Raw genomic sequence first — 16,180 nt, forward strand, 5'->3', positions numbered from 1 at the left:
AATGGACGCGGCCGGTATAGAGGAAATGTTTCAGGGGCTCGGCCCCGTGACGATCAAGCGTATGTTCGGCGGCAAGGGCATCTATCACCTCGGCCGTATCGTCGCGGTCGAAGTTGGTGGCGAGGTGCTGCTCAAGGCCGATGACAAGAGCTCGCCGGAGTTTGCCGGAGCAGGCTCCAGCCAATGGTTCTATGAGGGCAAGAAGGGCAATCCGGTGAAAATGCCATATTGGTCGATCCCGGACGCGGCTTATGACGATCCGGATGATATGGCGAAATGGGTGCGGCTTGCCTATGAGGCGGCGCTGAGAGCCGAGTGATCAGCGGAAGTTTTCGTTGTCGAGATAACCGATTGCGGCCTTGGCAAAGTCGGAAAGAGGTGCCGGCAGTTCTGATCGCGTGAACCAGCCGAAATCCGAGAGTTTTTCCGGTTCCGTCAACCGCGGATCGCCGCTGACTTCTCTAGCTATGTAGAGAAACGAGACCCAATGCTGCGCATCTGCGCCTGAAATCACTTCCGCATGACCGAGAAGTTCGGTTCGACCAATCGTCAATCCGGTTTCTTCCTCGGCTTCGCGGCGCGCGGCTTCGGCTATCGGCTCCATATGATCTACTTTGCCGCCGACGATGCTCCAATGACCAGCCTCAGGCACACGAATGCGCTTGTAAAGCAGGATCTTGCCGTCGCGCAAAATCACCAGGCCGACGCCGAGACCTGGAAAATGAACGCCAGGCTTGCCCATCGGAAGATCAGATCTTGGCGTTAGCCGCAATCAGCATGAAGGCGGGAATGTCGTCGCCGAAGCCGACCGGCGTCGGGCCGTCGTCGTGGTCGCGATAGCGGCGCCGCTCGCGATTATCGTCGTTTGCCGGATAGGGCCGAGAGTTGCGCGCGTTATTCTGCGGCTTGTTTTCTGTTTTGCGCTCGTGCTTCACGCTTTCGGCCTTTGCTGGTGCTGCTGCTTCGATGGCTTCGGCGGCATTATCATCGGCGCCGATATCAGTTTTATGACCCCGGCGCTCCTTGACGCGGCCACGGCCCTTGTCGCGATCCCGGCTACCTGCGCGGCGTGGACGATCGTCTTCGCGGCCGGGTTCCGGAGGCGGAAGAGCGGAAAGATCGCCATTCAGCCACTCGACCTTCTCGCCGATCAGCTTTTGGATCGCGTCGGCATGTTTCTGGTCACGGCCTGTGACAATGGTGAAGGCAGCGCCGGAACGGCCTGCACGGCCGGTCCGGCCGATGCGGTGCACGTAATCCTCGGCATGAATCGGCACATCGAAATTGAAGACGTGGCTGACATCCGGAATGTCGAGGCCGCGGGCGGCGACGTCGGAGGCGACGAGCAGTTGCAGCTGTCCATCGCGGAAGCTTTGAAGCATATTCGTGCGCGAGCGCTGGTCCATGTCGCCGTGGAGCGCACCGACGGAAAAGCCATGGCGTTCGAGGGAGCGGAAGAGGTCGGCCACGTCCTTCTTGCGGTTGCAGAAGATGATGGCGTTCTTCAAGTCTTCCTGCGCGCGGACCAGATCGCGCAGTGCGGCGCGCTTCTCATAGTCCTTGCCGTGCGAAGCAACGAAACGCTGCGTGATGTTCTTGGCGGCGGAGGCCGGCTTCGCAACTTCGATTCGCTCCGGATTTTGCAGGAACCGGTCGGCGAGCTTCTGGATTTCCGGCGGCATGGTCGCCGAGAAAAACAGTGTCTGACGCGTGAAGGGGATGAGCTTGGCAATACGCTCGATATCGGGGATGAAGCCCATGTCGAGCATGCGGTCGGCTTCGTCGATGACGAAGATTTCGACGGCGCTCATCAAGAGCTTGCCGCGCTCGAAATGGTCCAGCAGGCGGCCGGGTGTGCAGATGAGAACGTCTGCACCGCGCTCGAGCTTGCGGTCCTGGTCTTCGAAGGAAACGCCGCCGATCAAGAGCGCGACGTTCAAGCGATGGTTCTTACCATATTTTTCGAAGTTCTCCGCGACTTGCGCCGCGAGTTCGCGCGTCGGTTCCAGGATGAGCGTCCGTGGCATGCGGGCGCGTGCGCGGCCCTTTTCCAGCAGCGACAACATCGGCAATACGAAGGATGCCGTCTTGCCCGTTCCTGTCTGCGCGATCCCGCAAATGTCACGGCGCTGCAGGGCGAACGGGATTGCTCCTGCCTGAATAGGAGTGGGGATCGTGTAGCCGGCGTCGGTAACGGCGGAAAGCACTTTTTGGCTCAGGCCAAGGTCAGCGAATGTCGTCAAGGGGAAAACTATTTCCGTTCAGGTTCGGCCATACTCTGGTTGAGTCGGCGGGATTGCATGCCGCAATGCAGCGCGACATAGTCCCAAACGGCTTGCAAGTCAAGGAATACGGGCTCTGCAGCCTTCGAACAGGTAAAACTGTGGTTACTGTAATTGGTTATTTGATATAAGTCGCGAGTTTCAACCCTGCGTTCAAGAAATACACGGGATCGACCGCGCGGCCGTTCTGGCGTACCTCGTAATGCAAATGGGTGCCCGTCGAGCGGCCGGTGCTTCCGGCAAAACCGATCACATCCGAGCGGCCGACCATGTCGCCGGCCTTCACCAGGATCTGCGACATGTGGCCGTAACGGGTAGAAATGCCGTTGCCGTGATCGATCTCGACCATGTTGCCGTAGCCGCCCGTCCAGCCCGCATTGACGACCTTGCCGGGGGCTGTCGGGCGGATCTTTTCGCCCGCAGCAAAACGAAAGTCGACGCCGGAATGAAGGGCGAGACGTCCGAGGAAGGGATCGCGCCGATTGCCGAAGGGACTGGTGATTTCCTTGCCGATGGCCGGATTGCGGAACGGCAGGGATTCCGCCGTACTGCGGACGGCTTCGAGCCGTGTCAGCGCGGTATCGAGCTGCGCGAGGGAATTGTTGAAGTTGTCGCCGTTTTCCGGCTCGACATAGGGACCGCCGACAGCGCTGTCATCATCATCGGGCTTGACGGCTGCCTGCTCCGGTACGGCAATCCTGAAGCGGGTCAGGACTTTCTCGATATTGCTTGCGGCATCGCCCGCATCCACGGTCAGCTGCTCAACGCGGGCACGCTGCTCTTCCTCGACGCCTTTCAGGGAAAGCGTGACCTTCGAGAACAGGCGGTCGGCACGATCGCCGACGGTTTCGGGTGCGGGGACATAGGCGAGCGTGGAATTGTCGGGCGTTGCGTCGGCGGGTTCGTCGGTGCCTGCCAGGAGCTTGTCGATCGCCCGGGCACCGGCTGAAAGCGACGCACGCTTGTCCCTCGCTTCGGGCACGAGCGATTGAGCCGGTATCATCTCATCCTTCCTCGTCAGGCCGGAATTTTCCGCACGGTCGAGGAGGGAGCCAAACTTTCCGTGGCGCGAAGTCAGCGCCATCTGCTGCTGCATGAGCTTGTCCACCTTGTCTTCCACCAGCTGCTGGTCGAGCAGCTGACGCGAGGTGACCCGATCGACCTGCGCGCGAAGGGCCGCAATGCGATCTTCATAATCATGCTGCATGCGGGCTTGCCGCGCCATGGTGGCGCCGATCAGGTCGTCGCGAAGAACGAGGTAGGAGGTTGCAAGCAGATAGCCGATCAGGAAAACGCCGGAAAAGCAGAAGCAGAGGGCTGCCATCCACGGCTTTATGGTTACGTGCCGGACCTTGTCGCCACTGGCGAGAATGAGGATATGTTCCTGCGAACGCTTGCCGAATACGCGATTATGCTGTGCATGCGTCACGGAGAATCTCCCAATTGATGCGCCCGTGCTTCGATCAGGAATGATTACACACTGTTATGGTTAACAAATGCCTTAGCGGGCATGTTAATGCACGCAAAGGTTTATTGGTTGCTCATCGACGTCAATGAGCGATAGAAAGAAGGCGTGAGGCCGGCTTCGGCGCGCGCCAGGTCGTTGAATGGCGGCTTCAGCGGACCGCGGAAGTTTACACGCACCAGCTCCTTGAAGGTCTGGACCGGGTCGCGGCGCTCGCGGGCGCAGAGAAAGCGGAACCATTTGGCGCCGATTGCCACATGCCCCTTTTCGTCATGGTAGATAACATCGAGGACGGCGGCACTTTCGAGATCGCCGGTTTCACGCATCTTCGCCTGCAGCGAGGGCGTGACATCCAAGCCGCGGGCCTCGAGAATCAGGGGAACGACGGCAAGCCGCGCCGTCAGATCGTTTCTGGTCGCGTGCGCCGCCTGCCAAAGGCCGTCATGCGCGGGCATATCGCCGTAATCGGCGCCAAGATCGCGAAGCCGCCCGCGCACCAGGCGGAAGTGCTTCGCCTCCTCGAAGGCAACCTGCATCCATCCGTCGAAGAAAGAATTGGGGACCGCTTCGGTGGCGAACCGCGCAACGATATCGAGCGCCAGGTCAACGGCGTTGAGCTCGATATGGGCGATCGCGTGAAGCAGCGCGATGCGGCCGTTGATGGTGTGCAGCGAGCGTCTCTCGACCTGCGTCGGGGGTACCAGTGCCGGCTTTTCCGGGCGGCCCGGCCTGTCCGGCAGCGACGCATCGCGCGGCGAACGTAGGGAAATCCTTCGTGCGAACCAGCGGGTCGCAGCTTCCTGCGCCAGAGCTGTCTTGCGATCGAGATCGGCGGAACGGATGGCCTCGATCGCGCCACCGCGCAGCGATGTCATCGAAAGCGTGCTCACGCGGCAAGGTTCCTGAGGGCCTTCAAAACGTCTTCGGCATGGCCGGGTACCCTGACCTTCTGCCAGATCATCGCGACCGTACCATCGGTGCGGATCAGAAAGGTCGTGCGCTCGACGCCCATGAAATTGCGGCCGTACATGCTCTTTTCCTTCCAGACGCCATAGGCCTGCAGCGTCGTTTTCTCCTCGTCCGAGGCGAGCGCAACGGAAAGGCTGTGCTTCTTGATGAAGCGTTCGTGGCATTTGACCGAATCGGGAGACATCCCGACGACCGCCGCTCCCGCGGCATCGAATTCGTCGGCCAGAGCGGTAAAGGCCAGCGATTCGGCGGTGCAGCCGGTCGTATCGTCCTTCGGATAGAAGAACAGAACCAGCGGCTTTCCGCGGAAATCGGAAAGCGATACCCGCCCGCCGCCGTCGCGGGGAAGGTTGAAATCCGGCGCCGTGGCGCCGATGCCGAGAACCGCCATATGTGGTAACCTTTCTTTTGCCGGGTTTATGGATGACACTATGTTCCGCGGATATATATTGAAGCTCAGACCGTCCAGCTAGACCGGGCGGCCACATTCTAACTCGGGGTTATCCAAAGCGCATGTCGGTGATCCGCGGCGAAAAGGTTACGTTTCGCAAAAAAGACATCGTCGCGCTGCATGAGCTTCCCTCCGCACAGGCCGAGGACCCCATCATCGTGCATTGCCCGCCGCCGCGGCGTTCACGCATGCGGCGTGCGGCCAATGTGACGGCTGGCAGCTTTGCCGCCGTACTCTTTGTCCTGGCGGCGATCATCTTCATTATCGAAAGCGGAATGTTCGACGCGACGCTGTCGCGCCAGGCGCAGACCGCATTGAATTCGGCGATAGGTTCCCGCTACCGGGCAGAGGTGGGGTCGACTGTCATCCGTTTCACATCCGGTGCACAGCTCGCGCTTGAAGCCCGTAACGTCAATATGGTCGATCAGGAAAGCGGGCAGCATCTGTCGACGACCGGCGCGATGCGCATGGCGCTCGATCCGTTTGCGCTTTTTCGCGGCCGCGTGGCCGTGACGGCGATCGAAGCCGACGATATTGCGCTCGACACGGCCCTTCTGCCGTCCGGCGGCCCTCTGGACTTAAGCAAGCTTCGCATCGACGCAATTCCGCACGCGATGGAAGCCGCATTTTCTCATCTCGATATCCTGGACGATTTTGTTGAGCGCGGGGGTACGGATACCGTGCGTCTCTCCGGCATCGACATCAAGCTCGCCGATACCGCGAATGGTCCGCTTTCGATCGTGGTCAACAATCTGGTCTTTGCGCATGCAGGCCCATCTTCGTTGCATTTGACGGGCGAGGTGGCGATCAACGGCGAAGTGGCGCTGCTGGACGTGCTTGCTGAAAAGCGCGCCGGGAAAGCGTCGCGGTTCATGGCAAAGCTCACCCATGCCGATCTGACGCCATTTACTTTGAAGAGGAACGGGCTCGGGGAAATTCGGCAGGGCGTGCACAGTTTTGCGGACGTTGCCGTTTCCGCCGTGCGCGGTGCGGGCGATGTTGTGCCGTCCCTGGCCGCCAGGGCGGATCTTGCGCCCGGGTCAATTTATGTCGACGGAGACGAGCAGCAGCTTTCCGGTGGCCGCATCAATCTCGGCTATGACTTCACGAAGCAGACGCTTGAGATCGCAAGATCGCAAGCGCAGTTCGGCAACACCGCCGTCCCGTTCAACGGCGCAATCATCGACCTCGACAAGCTCGATCCGGCCGTCGGCAAGGGTTTTGGCATCGATCTCCTGATCAGCGGCGGCACGGCTGCGCCGGTGGGGTCGGGCGAACAGCCGCTCCCGTTCGATATCCAGACGACGGGCCGCTACCTTGTCGCCTCGCGGGAACTGCAGTTCGCGGGCATGACAGTTTCCAGTCCTCTGGGGCAGTTGTTCGGATCGCTTCATGTCAAATTCGGCGACAAATCGCCGGAAATCAGCTTCGTCGGACAATCACAGCAGCTTCAGACGGCTGCGATCAAGCAGCTCTGGCCCTTTTGGATGGCACCCAGGGCGCGCGAATGGGTTCTGGGAAATCTCTTCGGTGGCACGGTCACGAATGCTTCGATCTCCGTATTCATTCCGTCCGGGAAATTGGACGACGCCGTCGGCAAGGGGCTGAGACTCGGCGACGAGCAAATCCGTATCAATTTCGATATCGCGAATGCGCGCATGAACGTGGCGGGCGATATTCCGCCGATCCGCGATACATCCGCCCATTTCGATCTGACCGGCCAGAAGGCGACGATTTCGATCAAGAGCGGCACGTCATATTTCGCGTCGGGCCGTTCGGTCAGCCTCGGAGAGGGTCAGTTCGTACTGCCCTCAACTTACCAGAAGCCACTGATGGCGGAAATGAAGCTCGCGATCTCCGGCGATGCCGATGCGGTGGGCGAACTCCTGACCTACAAGCCGGTCCAGGTCCTGCAGCGCGCCGGCCTCGAGCCTGGAGACCTGAAGGGCAAGATCACCGCCGACGTCGAGGCGCGGCTCGGCCTCCTGAGATCGCAGGATCCTCCGCCGCCCGAATGGAAGGCGGCCATGCAGCTCAGCGGCGTCGATGTCGGCAAGCCGGTGTCGGGCCGGATGATTACCAATCTGAACGGCGCGCTCGACGCCGATCCGCAGCAAGTGGCGCTCGATGCCGAGGGGCAGATCGACGGCGTGCCCGCTGAGATCGAGCTTATCGAGCCGACCGACAAATCGTCCGGCGTCAAGCCGCAGCGCATCATCACGGCGACGCTGAACAACGCTCAGCGCGCAAAGGTGCTTCCTGGCCTATCCGGGATCATCGACGGTAGCCTGACGATGCAGCTGACGAAAATCGATGAGGAACGCCAGAATGTTCAGATCGATCTCGACAAGGCGTCGTTGCAGCTTCCCTGGATCGGTTGGGCGAAGGGAAGCGGGATCGGCGCAACGGCGGAATTCGAAGTATCGGGACCACCCGAGAAAACGCAGATCAGGAATTTCCGTCTGAAGGGCGACGGCTTTGGCGCCAGCGGCTCGTTTGCCCTCAGCAAGGGAGACCTCGATTCTGCCGATTTCGACAGCGTGAGGCTTTCGTCCCTTGATGACTTTGCGATATCGATCCGGCGCAACAGGGGCAATTTCGACGTGTCGGTATCGGGGAACACTGCCGATGCGCGTCCGATCCTTGCACGATTGAAGAACGGACAGGGCGACAGCGACGGGGATGGTGGTGGCAGTGCCAGCGTCTCGGTCCGAGCGAATCTCAACAGCGTCGTTGGCTTCAACGATGAAAAGATCGGCAATTTCGAGGCCAGATACGTATCGAGCGGCGGCCGGCTGCAGGCGCTGAACTTTTCCGGCATCACCGGCAGCGGCGAGGCGGTCGTCAGTCAGACAAGGGAAGGCCGTGCCTTGAACATCACGAGCGGCGATGCCGGTGCCGTCTCGCGCTTCGCCGATCTCTATCAGCATATGCAGGGAGGGCTGCTCAACATGTCGATCAGGCTCGGCAACGGCGGCAATTGGGATGGCTCGGTCGATATACGCCGCTTCGCCATCGTCAACGAACAGCGCCTGCACTCGATCGTTTCAACGCCGGTCGGCGAGAACCAGCGCAGCCTCAATTCCGCCGTCAAACGCAATATCGACACCTCCGCGCAGCGCTTCCAGCGCGGCTTCGCGCGCGTCGTGTCCCGCGGCGGCGTGGTCGGTATCGAAAACGGCGTGGTGCGCGGCGATCAGATCGGGGCCACGTTCCAGGGCGTGATCCGCGATCAGCGCGGCAATATGGATATGACCGGCACCTTCATGCCGGCCTATGGCTTGAACCGGCTGTTCGCCGAGCTGCCGGTCATTGGCATCATTCTCGGGAACGGCTCGGATCGCGGTTTGATCGGCATCACGTTCAAGCTAACCGGCAAGTTCGACCATCCGTCCATGCAGATCAATCCGCTGTCGATCATTGCGCCGGGCGTTTTCCGCAACATCTTCGAGTTCCAATAAAAAAGCCGGCGCGAAGGCCGGCTTTTTTGGATTTCGATACCGTATGGCTCAGGCCGCGCGGCGGATCAGGATGTGCTTCTTCTTGCCGAGCGACAGCTTAATGACGCCATCGGCGGTGATTTCACCGCTGCCGATCAGCCTACGCTCGTCGCTGACCGCTTGGTCGTTGATGCGCACGGCTCCGCCCTGAACGTGACGGCGGGCTTCGCCGTTGGAGGCCGCAAGGCCGGCGCGGACCATCAGGGAAAGCAGGCCGATACCGGCGTCGAGTTCGGATGCGGGAACATCGACGGAGGGAAGGTTCTCGGCGATCCCGCCTTCTTCGAAGGTTTTGCGAGCCGTTTCCGCGGCCTCTTCGGCAACGGTGCGGCCATGCAGGATCGCCGTTACTTCGGTTGCGAGTATCTTCTTTACCTGGTTGATTTCCGAGCCACCGAGCGCAGACAAGCGTGCGATCTCGTCCATGGGCAAGGTGGTGTAAAGCTTGAGGAAGCGCGGGATGTCCGCATCTTCGGTGTTGCGCCAGTATTGCCAGAAGTCATAGACCGAGAACATATCGGCGTTCAGCCAGACGGCACCGGTCGCCGACTTGCCCATCTTGGCGCCGGAAGATGTCGTCAGAAGCGGTGAGGTCAGGGCATAGAGCTGTGTAGTCCCCATGCGGTGACCGAGGTCGATGCCGTTGATGATGTTGCCCCACTGGTCGGAACCGCCCATCTGCAGCCGGCAGCCGTAGCGCTTTGCCAGTTCGACGAAGTCGTAGGCCTGCAGGATCATGTAGTTGAATTCGAGGAACGAGAGCGACTGTTCGCGATCGAGACGCGTCTTCACGCTGTCAAAGGCCAGCATGCGATTGACCGAGAAGTGGCGACCGACATCGCGCAGGAAATCGAGGTAGTTGATCGAACGCAGCCACTCGGCGTTGTTGATCATCAAGGCGTCCTTCGGACCCTCACCGTAGGTCAGGTAATTCGAGAAGACACGCTTGATCGAGGCGATGTTGCTTTCGATCGTTTCGACGGTCATCAACTGGCGTGCTTCCTCCTTGAAGGACGGATCGCCTACCATGCCGGTGCCGCCGCCCATCAATGAAATCGCGCGGTGGCCGGTTTTCTGCAGCCAGTGCAGCATCATGATCTGGATGAGCGAGCCTGCATGCAGGCTCGGCGCCGTGGGATCGAAGCCGATATAGGCAGTCACGGTTTCCTTGGCGAACAGATCGTCGAGGCCTGCTTCATCGGAGATCTGATGAATGAAGCCGCGCTCTTTCAGGATGCGCAGGAAATCGGATTTGAACTCGGACATGACTTCGTCTCTTCGGGGGTGTCGGATTGATACTTGTTGAACTGCCGCGGCGCGTTTAGCACTGTTTTGCCGAAAGTGCACTATTCCGTTCGGAATGTTTTGGAGGATGGATGGGTAAAATAAGAACCGCAATCGGCCTGATGAGCGGAACGTCGATGGACGGGATCGATGTCGCCCTGGTTCGTACGGACGGTGAAGCCAGAGTGGAACGCGGGCCGTTTCTGGGTGTGCCTTACGATCCGGCTTTTCGCGACAGGCTGAAGCTTTCGCTTGAAGGTGCAAAATCCATACTCAGGCGCAAGCAACGCCCCGGCGAACTTGCAACAATCGAGCGAGAGCTTACGCTGCGTCATGCATCTGCTGTTACGGAGTTTCTCGATCGTTGCGGTCTGGATCGAAGCTCGATCGATGTCGTCGGATTCCACGGCCAGACCGTGCTGCACCGGCCGGACGATGCGCTGACCGTCCAGCTTGGCGACGGGCCGTTGCTTGCGAGCGAGACCGGCATCCCGATCGTCTACGACATGCGGGCGAACGACATGGTGCATGGCGGGCAGGGTGCGCCGCTCGTGCCGGCTTATCATGCGGCGCTTTCGGGGACTATTCGAGACGCCAAGCTGCCGGTCTGCTTCGTCAATATCGGCGGCATCTCGAACCTCACCTATATCGGCGCCGACGGCTCGATCGTCGCCTATGACAGCGGGCCGGGAAATACCTTGATCGACCAATGGGTCGAGACATACGCCGGAATTCCGTTCGACCAGGGCGGCATGATTGCTTCGGAAGGCAAGATCGTCCCCGAACTGGCCGACCTGTATCTGGAAAGCCCGTTCTTTACTGCCGGGAAACGCCGTTCGCTCGATCGCAATGACTTTCTACCGCCGAGCGGAGCGGACGCCGAGCTCGCGGACGGTGCGAGGACGCTCGCCTATGTGGCTGCCGCCTCGATCATCAAATCGGCCGGTCACCTGCCGGTGACGCCGACGCTCTACATCGTCTGCGGCGGCGGACGGCTGAACCGCACGATCATGCGCGATCTTGCTGATCTCGCTGCCCGCCAGAATGCCGACGTGATCTCCGCCGAGGTTGCGGGCTTCAACGGCGACGCCATGGAAGCTGAAGCCTGGGCCTACCTAGCAGTCCGGTCGCTGGAGGGACTGCCGCTGACTTTTCCGGGCACGACCGGCGTCAAGGAACCAGTCAGCGGCGGCATTCTTGCGAGGCCATGATGGTGGGAACGCTTATTCTCGAAACGTCGCGGCTGCGGCTGGTGATGTGGGACGCAAGCGATGCGGGGCTCGTACTCGCGCTGCATTCGACGATCGGCACAACGCGTTATATGTCCGGCGGCGCGCCTTGGGGCATCGACAAGTGCGAGGAGCGGCTTGCCAGCTGGTTCAAAGAGAATGCACAGGACGGCACGACAAAGTACAAGCTCCTGAGCAGAGACGACGGCCGCTTCGTCGGCCGCGCTGGGATTTCGATGCATGACCGCGACGAGAACGAATTCGAACTCGGTTATGCGCTTCGCGAGGAAGAATGGGGAAAGGGCTATGCGACGGAAGTGGCCAGTGCGCTTGCGATGTGGTTCTTCGAAAAGGGCTTCGCTACGCGTTTCATAGCTTTCACGCATCCGGAAAACTTCGCCTCGCAGCATGTACTGAAGAAGATCGGAATGCGGCCGGTCGCGCCGCGGCTGATCGACGGCTTTGTGGCGCCGACATTCGAGCTCGGCGCCACCGACATTTGATTGTCAGCGAATGCGCTTCGCTGCCGGTTCCGGCACCAGTTCGCCGTTCAGGCGGCGGTCGAGATAGTCTTCGCATTCCGCCATCAGTGTTTCGACCTGGCCGTTGAAGAAGTGATTGGCATTCGGCACCGTACGGTGAGTGATGAGGATGCCCTTCTGGGTCTTCAGCTTTTCGACCAGACCGTTGACATCCTTTTCTGGCGCAACCTTGTCGGCTTCGCCGTTGATGATCAGGCCGGAAGACGGGCAGGGCGCCAGGAACGAGAAGTCGTAGGTGTTCGGTTGCGGCGCAATCGACATGAAGCCTTCGATTTCCGGGCGGCGCATCAGCAGTTGCATGCCGATCCAGGCGCCGAAGGAATAGCCAGCGACCCAACAGGTCTTCGAATCGGGATGCAGGCTCTGCACCCAATCGAGCGCGGAAGCGGCATCCGAAAGCTCGCCCGCGCCGTGGTCGAATTCGCCCTGGCTGCGGCCGATTCCGCGGAAGTTGAAGCGCAATGTCGTAAACCCGCGCTTCTGGAACATGTAGAAGAGCTGGTAGACGATCTGGTTGTTCATCGTGCCGCCGAACTGCGGGTGCGGGTGCAGGATAAGGGCGATCGGCGCGCTTTTTTCCTTGGAGGGCTGGTAGCGGCCTTCAAGACGGCCGGCTGGGCCGTTGAAAATGACTTCGGGCATCGGTACTCCGGGTTTTTATTTTCGCGTTCCTGCTGCTTAGACTTGACGAACGTTGTCAGCTTTTCTAAAACGCAGTTTAGAACAATTCGAAACTTGCATGCGATCCACGCATCGTGGACGTGTCATAAGGCAAGCCCGGCGGAAATTTCAAGGAAAATGAACCGTGGCAGCCTAGCAGGATCAAGCGCAGGAAAAAAGAGCATGGCGCCGCCCCGCCTTTATCTTGATTGGAACGCGACATCGCCGCTGCATCCCGCAGCGCGCGAGGCGGTTCTGAGCGCGCTCGCTCTCTTTGGAAATCCGAACTCTGTTCACGGCGAAGGCCGCGCCGTACGCGCTGCGATCGAGGGTGCGCGCCGCCAGATTGCGGCGCTGACCGCGGCCGAACCGGCACATGTGATTTTTACCAGCGGCGCGACGGAAGCGGCCAGTATGGTGCTGACGCCGGATTTCCGCATGGGGCGCACGCCGCTTGCGATCGACCATCTCTACTATTCGGCGATCGAGCATCCGGCCGTGCGTGAAGGCGGGCGCTTTCCTGCTGAGAAGACGACCGAGATTCCGGTTACGTCGACAGGTGTCGTGGATCTGGCAGCGCTGGACAGATTGCTTGCGGCGCACGACAGGGCCTCGGGCTTGCCCATGGTGGCGATTATGCTCGTCAACAACGAGACGGGTATCGTCCAGCCGGTGCGCGAAGCCGCCAAGATCGTACAGACCTATGGCGGACTCCTGATAGTGGATGCGGTGCAGGCAGCAGGACGCCTGAAGCTCGACATCAGCGAGCTCGGTGCTGATTTTCTGATCGTGTCTTCACACAAGCTCGGCGGGCCGAAAGGAGCCGGCGCGCTTGTTTCGCGCGGTGAGGCTCTTATGCCGAGGCCGCTGATCCGCGGTGGTGGCCAGGAAAAAGGTCACCGTTCGGGGACTGAAAATTCCACCGCCATCATTGGCTTCGGCGCCTCCGCAGCTGCGGCACTTGCCGAGTTCGACGAGCGCAATAGCAGATTTGAAAGGCTTCGCGACCGTCTCGAGGCCGGAATGCGGCGCGCAGCGCCCGGTTTACTGATTTATGGCGCGGACGGGCCGCGGGTATCGAATACGAGCTTCTTCACGCTTCCGGGCCTCAAGGCCGAGACTGGCCAGATCGCCTTCGATCTCGAAGGCGTCGCGCTTTCGGCAGGCTCCGCATGCTCGTCCGGCAAGGTCGGCGAAAGCCATGTTCTTGTGGCCATGGGCCGCGACCCGAAAATGGGCGCGCTGCGCATATCGCTCGGTTTTGCGACGACGGAAGAGGAAATCGACAGGGCGGTCGCCGCCTTTGCGAAGATAGCCGGGCGGTGCAGGCCGGCCGGAGAGGCGGCCTGACGGCCTCACTAAATTGCGGAAACGCAAATTTCCGCTTGCCAATCGGGCTGAAAAGCGCCTTTTGGCCCCCTACATACGGGGTAAGGAAAATTGCCCCAAGACAAGCTGCCGGACCTTTACCCGGCGAGATTGGAGAACGACATGCCCGCCGTACAAGAAACGGTTGAACGCGTCCGCCAGATCGATGTGGACCAGTACAAATACGGTTTCGAAACCATCATCGAGATGGACAAGGCACCCAAGGGCCTGTCCGAAGAGATCATTCGCTTCATCTCCGCCAAGAAGCGGGAGCCTGAATGGATGCTCGAATGGCGCCTTGAGGCCTACAAGCGCTGGCTGACGATGGACGAGCCCACCTGGGCGCGCGTCGACTATCCGAAGATCGACTTCAATGAAATCCACTACTACGCTGCGCCGAAGAGCACATCCGGCCCGTCGTCGCTGGCTGAAGTCGATCCGGAGCTTCTGAAGGTCTACGAGAAGCTGGGTATCCCGCTGCGCGAGCAGGAAATCCTTGCCGGCGTTGAGAAGCCGAAGATCGCCGTCGATGCCGTCTTCGATTCCGTTTCGGTCGTGACGACCTTCAAGGAAGAGCTGAAGAAGGCCGGCGTGATCTTCATGTCGATCTCCGAAGCGATCCGGGAACATCCCGATCTCGTGCAGAAGTATCTCGGCTCCGTCGTTCCGCCGACCGACAATTACTACGCGACGCTGAACTCCGCGGTCTTCACGGATGGCTCCTTCGTCTTCGTGCCGAAGGGCGTCCGCTGCCCGATGGAGCTCTCCACCTATTTCCGCATCAACGAGAAGAATACCGGCCAGTTCGAGCGCACGCTGATCATCGCCGAGGAAGGCGCCTATGTGTCCTACCTCGAAGGCTGCACGGCGCCACAGCGTGACGAAAACCAGCTGCACGCCGCCGTCGTCGAACTGATCGCGATGGACGATGCCGAAATCAAGTATTCCACCGTCCAGAATTGGTATCCGGGCGATGCCCAGGGCAAGGGCGGCATCTACAACTTCGTCACCAAGCGCGGCGATTGCCGCGGCGACCGATCGAAGATCTCATGGACGCAGGTCGAGACCGGCTCCGCCATCACCTGGAAGTACCCGTCCTGCATCCTGCGCGGCGACGATAGCCGCGGCGAGTTCTATTCGATCGCCGTGTCCAACGGCCATCAGCAGGTCGACAGCGGCACCAAGATGATCCATCTCGGCAAAAACACCTCGAGCCGCATCATTTCCAAGGGTATTGCCGCCGGCGTGTCGCAGAACACCTATCGCGGTCAGGTGTCGGCGCACCGCAAGGCCTCGAACGCGCGCAACTTCACGCAGTGCGACTCGTTGCTGATCGGCGGCAAGTGCGGCGCGCATACGGTGCCCTACATCGAGGCGAAGAATTCGACGGCCCATTTCGAGCACGAGGCGACGACCTCGAAGATCTCCGAAGATCAGCTCTTCTATTGCCTGCAGCGCGGCATTCCGGAAGAAGCGGCGATCGCGCTGATCGTCAACGGCTTCGTCAAGGAAGTCCTGCAGGAACTGCCGATGGAGTTCGCCGTCGAGGCGCAGAAGCTGATCAGCATCTCGCTCGAAGGCAGCGTGGGCTGACGCCAACCGATATGACTACGCGATGGCGCGCGCGGCGCGCCTTTCTACGATTGCTTATTATGGGACATAACCATGCTTGAAATCAGAAACCTGCACGCCCGCATCGCCGAAGACGGCACCGAAATCATCCGCGGCCTGGACCTTACGGTGAAAGCCGGCGAAGTCGCTGCCATCATGGGCCCGAACGGCTCTGGCAAGTCGACGCTCTCCTATATTCTCGCGGGTCGCGAAGACTACGAAGTGACCGAAGGCGACATTCTTTATAACGGCGAGAGCATCCTCGAGCTGGACGCTGCCGAGCGCGCCGCCAAGGGCATTTTCCTCGCCTTCCAGTATCCGGTTGAAATCCCGGGTGTCGCCACCATGCAGTTTTTGAAGGTCGCTATGAACGAGCAGCGCAAGGCGCGCGGCGAAGAAGAACTGAAGACGCCGGATTTCATGCGCCTCGTCAAGGACGCGGCCGGCAAGCTGCAGATCAATACCGAGATGTTGAAGCGTCCGCTGAACGTCGGCTTCTCCGGCGGCGAGAAGAAGCGCGCCGAGATCCTGCAGATGGCGCTGCTTCAGCCGCAGCTTTGCGTGCTCGACGAGACCGATTCCGGCCTCGACATCGACGCGCTGAAGATCGTTGCCGATGGCGTCAACGCACTGCGCTCGCCGGACCGCGCGGTGGTCGTCATCACCCATTACCAGCGCCTGCTCGATTACATCGTTCCAGACACCGTTCACGTCCTCTACAAGGGCCAGGTGATCAAGTCCGGCGACAAGACGCTGGCGTATGAGCTCGAAGCCAACGGATACGCCGACATCATCGGAGCGGCAGCCTGATTCAGGCGG

14 protein-coding genes are annotated in these 16,180 nt (G+C 60.5%); 7 read left to right on the top strand and 7 right to left on the bottom strand.

Annotation, left to right across the window (positions count from 1 at the left end):
• The first annotated feature begins 1 nt into the window (after position 1).
• Positions 2-319: a TfoX/Sxy family protein gene (locus A3C3_RS0114225; protein ID WP_022715279.1), complete on the top strand. Its 318-nt coding sequence runs from the start codon at positions 2-4 to the stop codon at positions 317-319.
• On the opposite strand, the gene A3C3_RS0114230 is transcribed toward A3C3_RS0114225, so the two are convergent.
• The 5 genes from A3C3_RS0114230 to A3C3_RS0114250 form a co-directional block, all read right to left on the bottom strand.
• Positions 320-742: an NUDIX domain-containing protein gene (locus A3C3_RS0114230; protein WP_022715280.1), complete on the bottom strand. Its 423-nt coding sequence runs from the start codon at positions 740-742 to the stop codon at positions 320-322.
• 7 nt (positions 743-749) lie between these two features.
• Positions 750-2,243, bottom strand: coding sequence for a DEAD/DEAH box helicase (locus tag A3C3_RS0114235; protein ID WP_022715281.1), 1,494 nt, complete (start codon positions 2,241-2,243; stop codon positions 750-752).
• Positions 2,244-2,400: 157 nt separating this feature from the next.
• Positions 2,401-3,711, bottom strand: a complete 1,311-nt coding sequence (locus A3C3_RS0114240) for a M23 family metallopeptidase (protein WP_022715282.1) — start codon at positions 3,709-3,711, stop codon at positions 2,401-2,403.
• Between the two features lie 101 nt (positions 3,712-3,812).
• On the bottom strand, positions 3,813-4,622 hold the full coding sequence (locus A3C3_RS0114245) for a ferritin-like domain-containing protein (protein ID WP_033419680.1): 810 nt from the start codon (positions 4,620-4,622) through the stop codon (positions 3,813-3,815).
• Positions 4,623-4,633: 11 nt separating this feature from the next.
• On the bottom strand, positions 4,634-5,107 hold the full coding sequence (locus A3C3_RS0114250; protein WP_022715284.1) for a peroxiredoxin: 474 nt from the start codon (positions 5,105-5,107) through the stop codon (positions 4,634-4,636).
• A gap of 122 nt (positions 5,108-5,229) precedes the next feature.
• Between A3C3_RS0114250 and A3C3_RS0114255 the strand changes: the two genes are divergently transcribed.
• Positions 5,230-8,628, top strand: a complete 3,399-nt coding sequence (locus A3C3_RS0114255; RefSeq protein WP_022715285.1) for a YhdP family protein — start codon at positions 5,230-5,232, stop codon at positions 8,626-8,628.
• Positions 8,629-8,676: 48 nt separating this feature from the next.
• Here A3C3_RS0114255 and tyrS read toward each other — a convergent pair whose 3' ends face one another.
• A complete protein-coding gene (gene tyrS / locus A3C3_RS0114260; protein WP_022715286.1) occupies positions 8,677-9,933 on the bottom strand; it encodes a tyrosine--tRNA ligase in 1,257 nt (418 codons plus the stop codon).
• Positions 9,934-10,043: 110 nt separating this feature from the next.
• On the opposite strand from tyrS, the gene A3C3_RS0114265 reads away from it, so the two are divergent.
• Both A3C3_RS0114265 and A3C3_RS0114270 read left to right on the top strand, forming a co-directional pair.
• Positions 10,044-11,162 carry an anhydro-N-acetylmuramic acid kinase gene (locus A3C3_RS0114265; RefSeq protein ID WP_028739648.1) on the top strand — a complete coding sequence of 373 codons (1,119 nt, stop codon included), beginning with the start codon at positions 10,044-10,046 and terminating at the stop codon, positions 11,160-11,162.
• Positions 11,162-11,683, top strand: a complete 522-nt coding sequence (locus A3C3_RS0114270) for a GNAT family N-acetyltransferase (RefSeq protein ID WP_183906846.1) — start codon at positions 11,162-11,164, stop codon at positions 11,681-11,683. Before A3C3_RS0114265 ends, A3C3_RS0114270 begins: the two co-directional genes overlap by 1 nt.
• 3 nt (positions 11,684-11,686) lie before the next feature.
• On the opposite strand, the gene A3C3_RS0114275 is transcribed toward A3C3_RS0114270, so the two are convergent.
• Entirely contained in the window at positions 11,687-12,364 is a 678-nt protein-coding gene (locus A3C3_RS0114275) for an alpha/beta hydrolase (protein ID WP_022715287.1), read from the bottom strand.
• 201 nt (positions 12,365-12,565) lie between these two features.
• Between A3C3_RS0114275 and A3C3_RS0114280 the strand changes: the two genes are divergently transcribed.
• The 3 genes from A3C3_RS0114280 (at position 12,566) to sufC (ending at position 16,171) form a co-directional block, all read left to right on the top strand.
• Positions 12,566-13,732 (top strand): cysteine desulfurase family protein, encoded by a 1,167-nt coding sequence (locus A3C3_RS0114280; RefSeq protein ID WP_022715288.1) that lies wholly within the window; start codon positions 12,566-12,568, stop codon positions 13,730-13,732.
• Between the two features lie 141 nt (positions 13,733-13,873).
• Positions 13,874-15,343, top strand: coding sequence for a Fe-S cluster assembly protein SufB (gene sufB, locus A3C3_RS0114285; RefSeq protein WP_022715289.1), 1,470 nt, complete (start codon positions 13,874-13,876; stop codon positions 15,341-15,343).
• Between the two features lie 72 nt (positions 15,344-15,415).
• Positions 15,416-16,171: a Fe-S cluster assembly ATPase SufC gene (sufC, locus tag A3C3_RS0114290; protein ID WP_022715290.1), complete on the top strand. Its 756-nt coding sequence runs from the start codon at positions 15,416-15,418 to the stop codon at positions 16,169-16,171.
• Positions 16,172-16,180: the final 9 nt, after the last annotated feature.

Source organism: Rhizobium mongolense USDA 1844, from assembly GCF_000419765.1.
In the GTDB taxonomy this organism is placed as follows: Bacteria; Pseudomonadota; Alphaproteobacteria; order Rhizobiales; family Rhizobiaceae; genus Rhizobium; species Rhizobium mongolense.

What these genes read in the sequence shown, in the direction of transcription:
- A3C3_RS0114225 (WP_022715279.1), top strand. Translation starts at nt 2, where the DNA reads ATGGACGCGGCCGGTATAGAGGAAATGTTTCAGGGGCTCGGCCCCGTG.
- A3C3_RS0114255 (WP_022715285.1), top strand. Translation starts at nt 5,230, where the DNA reads ATGTCGGTGATCCGCGGCGAAAAGGTTACGTTTCGCAAAAAAGACATC.
- sufC (WP_022715290.1), top strand. Translation starts at nt 15,416, where the DNA reads ATGCTTGAAATCAGAAACCTGCACGCCCGCATCGCCGAAGACGGCACC.
- A3C3_RS0114245 (WP_033419680.1), bottom strand. Translation starts at nt 4,622, where the DNA reads ATGACATCGCTGCGCGGTGGCGCGATCGAGGCCATCCGTTCCGCCGAT.
- sufB (WP_022715289.1), top strand. Translation starts at nt 13,874, where the DNA reads ATGCCCGCCGTACAAGAAACGGTTGAACGCGTCCGCCAGATCGATGTG.
- tyrS (WP_022715286.1), bottom strand. Translation starts at nt 9,933, where the DNA reads ATGTCCGAGTTCAAATCCGATTTCCTGCGCATCCTGAAAGAGCGCGGC.
- A3C3_RS0114230 (WP_022715280.1), bottom strand. Translation starts at nt 742, where the DNA reads ATGGGCAAGCCTGGCGTTCATTTTCCAGGTCTCGGCGTCGGCCTGGTG.
- A3C3_RS0114280 (WP_022715288.1), top strand. Translation starts at nt 12,566, where the DNA reads ATGGCGCCGCCCCGCCTTTATCTTGATTGGAACGCGACATCGCCGCTG.
- A3C3_RS0114265 (WP_028739648.1), top strand. Translation starts at nt 10,044, where the DNA reads ATGGGTAAAATAAGAACCGCAATCGGCCTGATGAGCGGAACGTCGATG.
- A3C3_RS0114275 (WP_022715287.1), bottom strand. Translation starts at nt 12,364, where the DNA reads ATGCCCGAAGTCATTTTCAACGGCCCAGCCGGCCGTCTTGAAGGCCGC.
- A3C3_RS0114270 (WP_183906846.1), top strand. Translation starts at nt 11,162, where the DNA reads ATGGTGGGAACGCTTATTCTCGAAACGTCGCGGCTGCGGCTGGTGATG.
- A3C3_RS0114250 (WP_022715284.1), bottom strand. Translation starts at nt 5,107, where the DNA reads ATGGCGGTTCTCGGCATCGGCGCCACGGCGCCGGATTTCAACCTTCCC.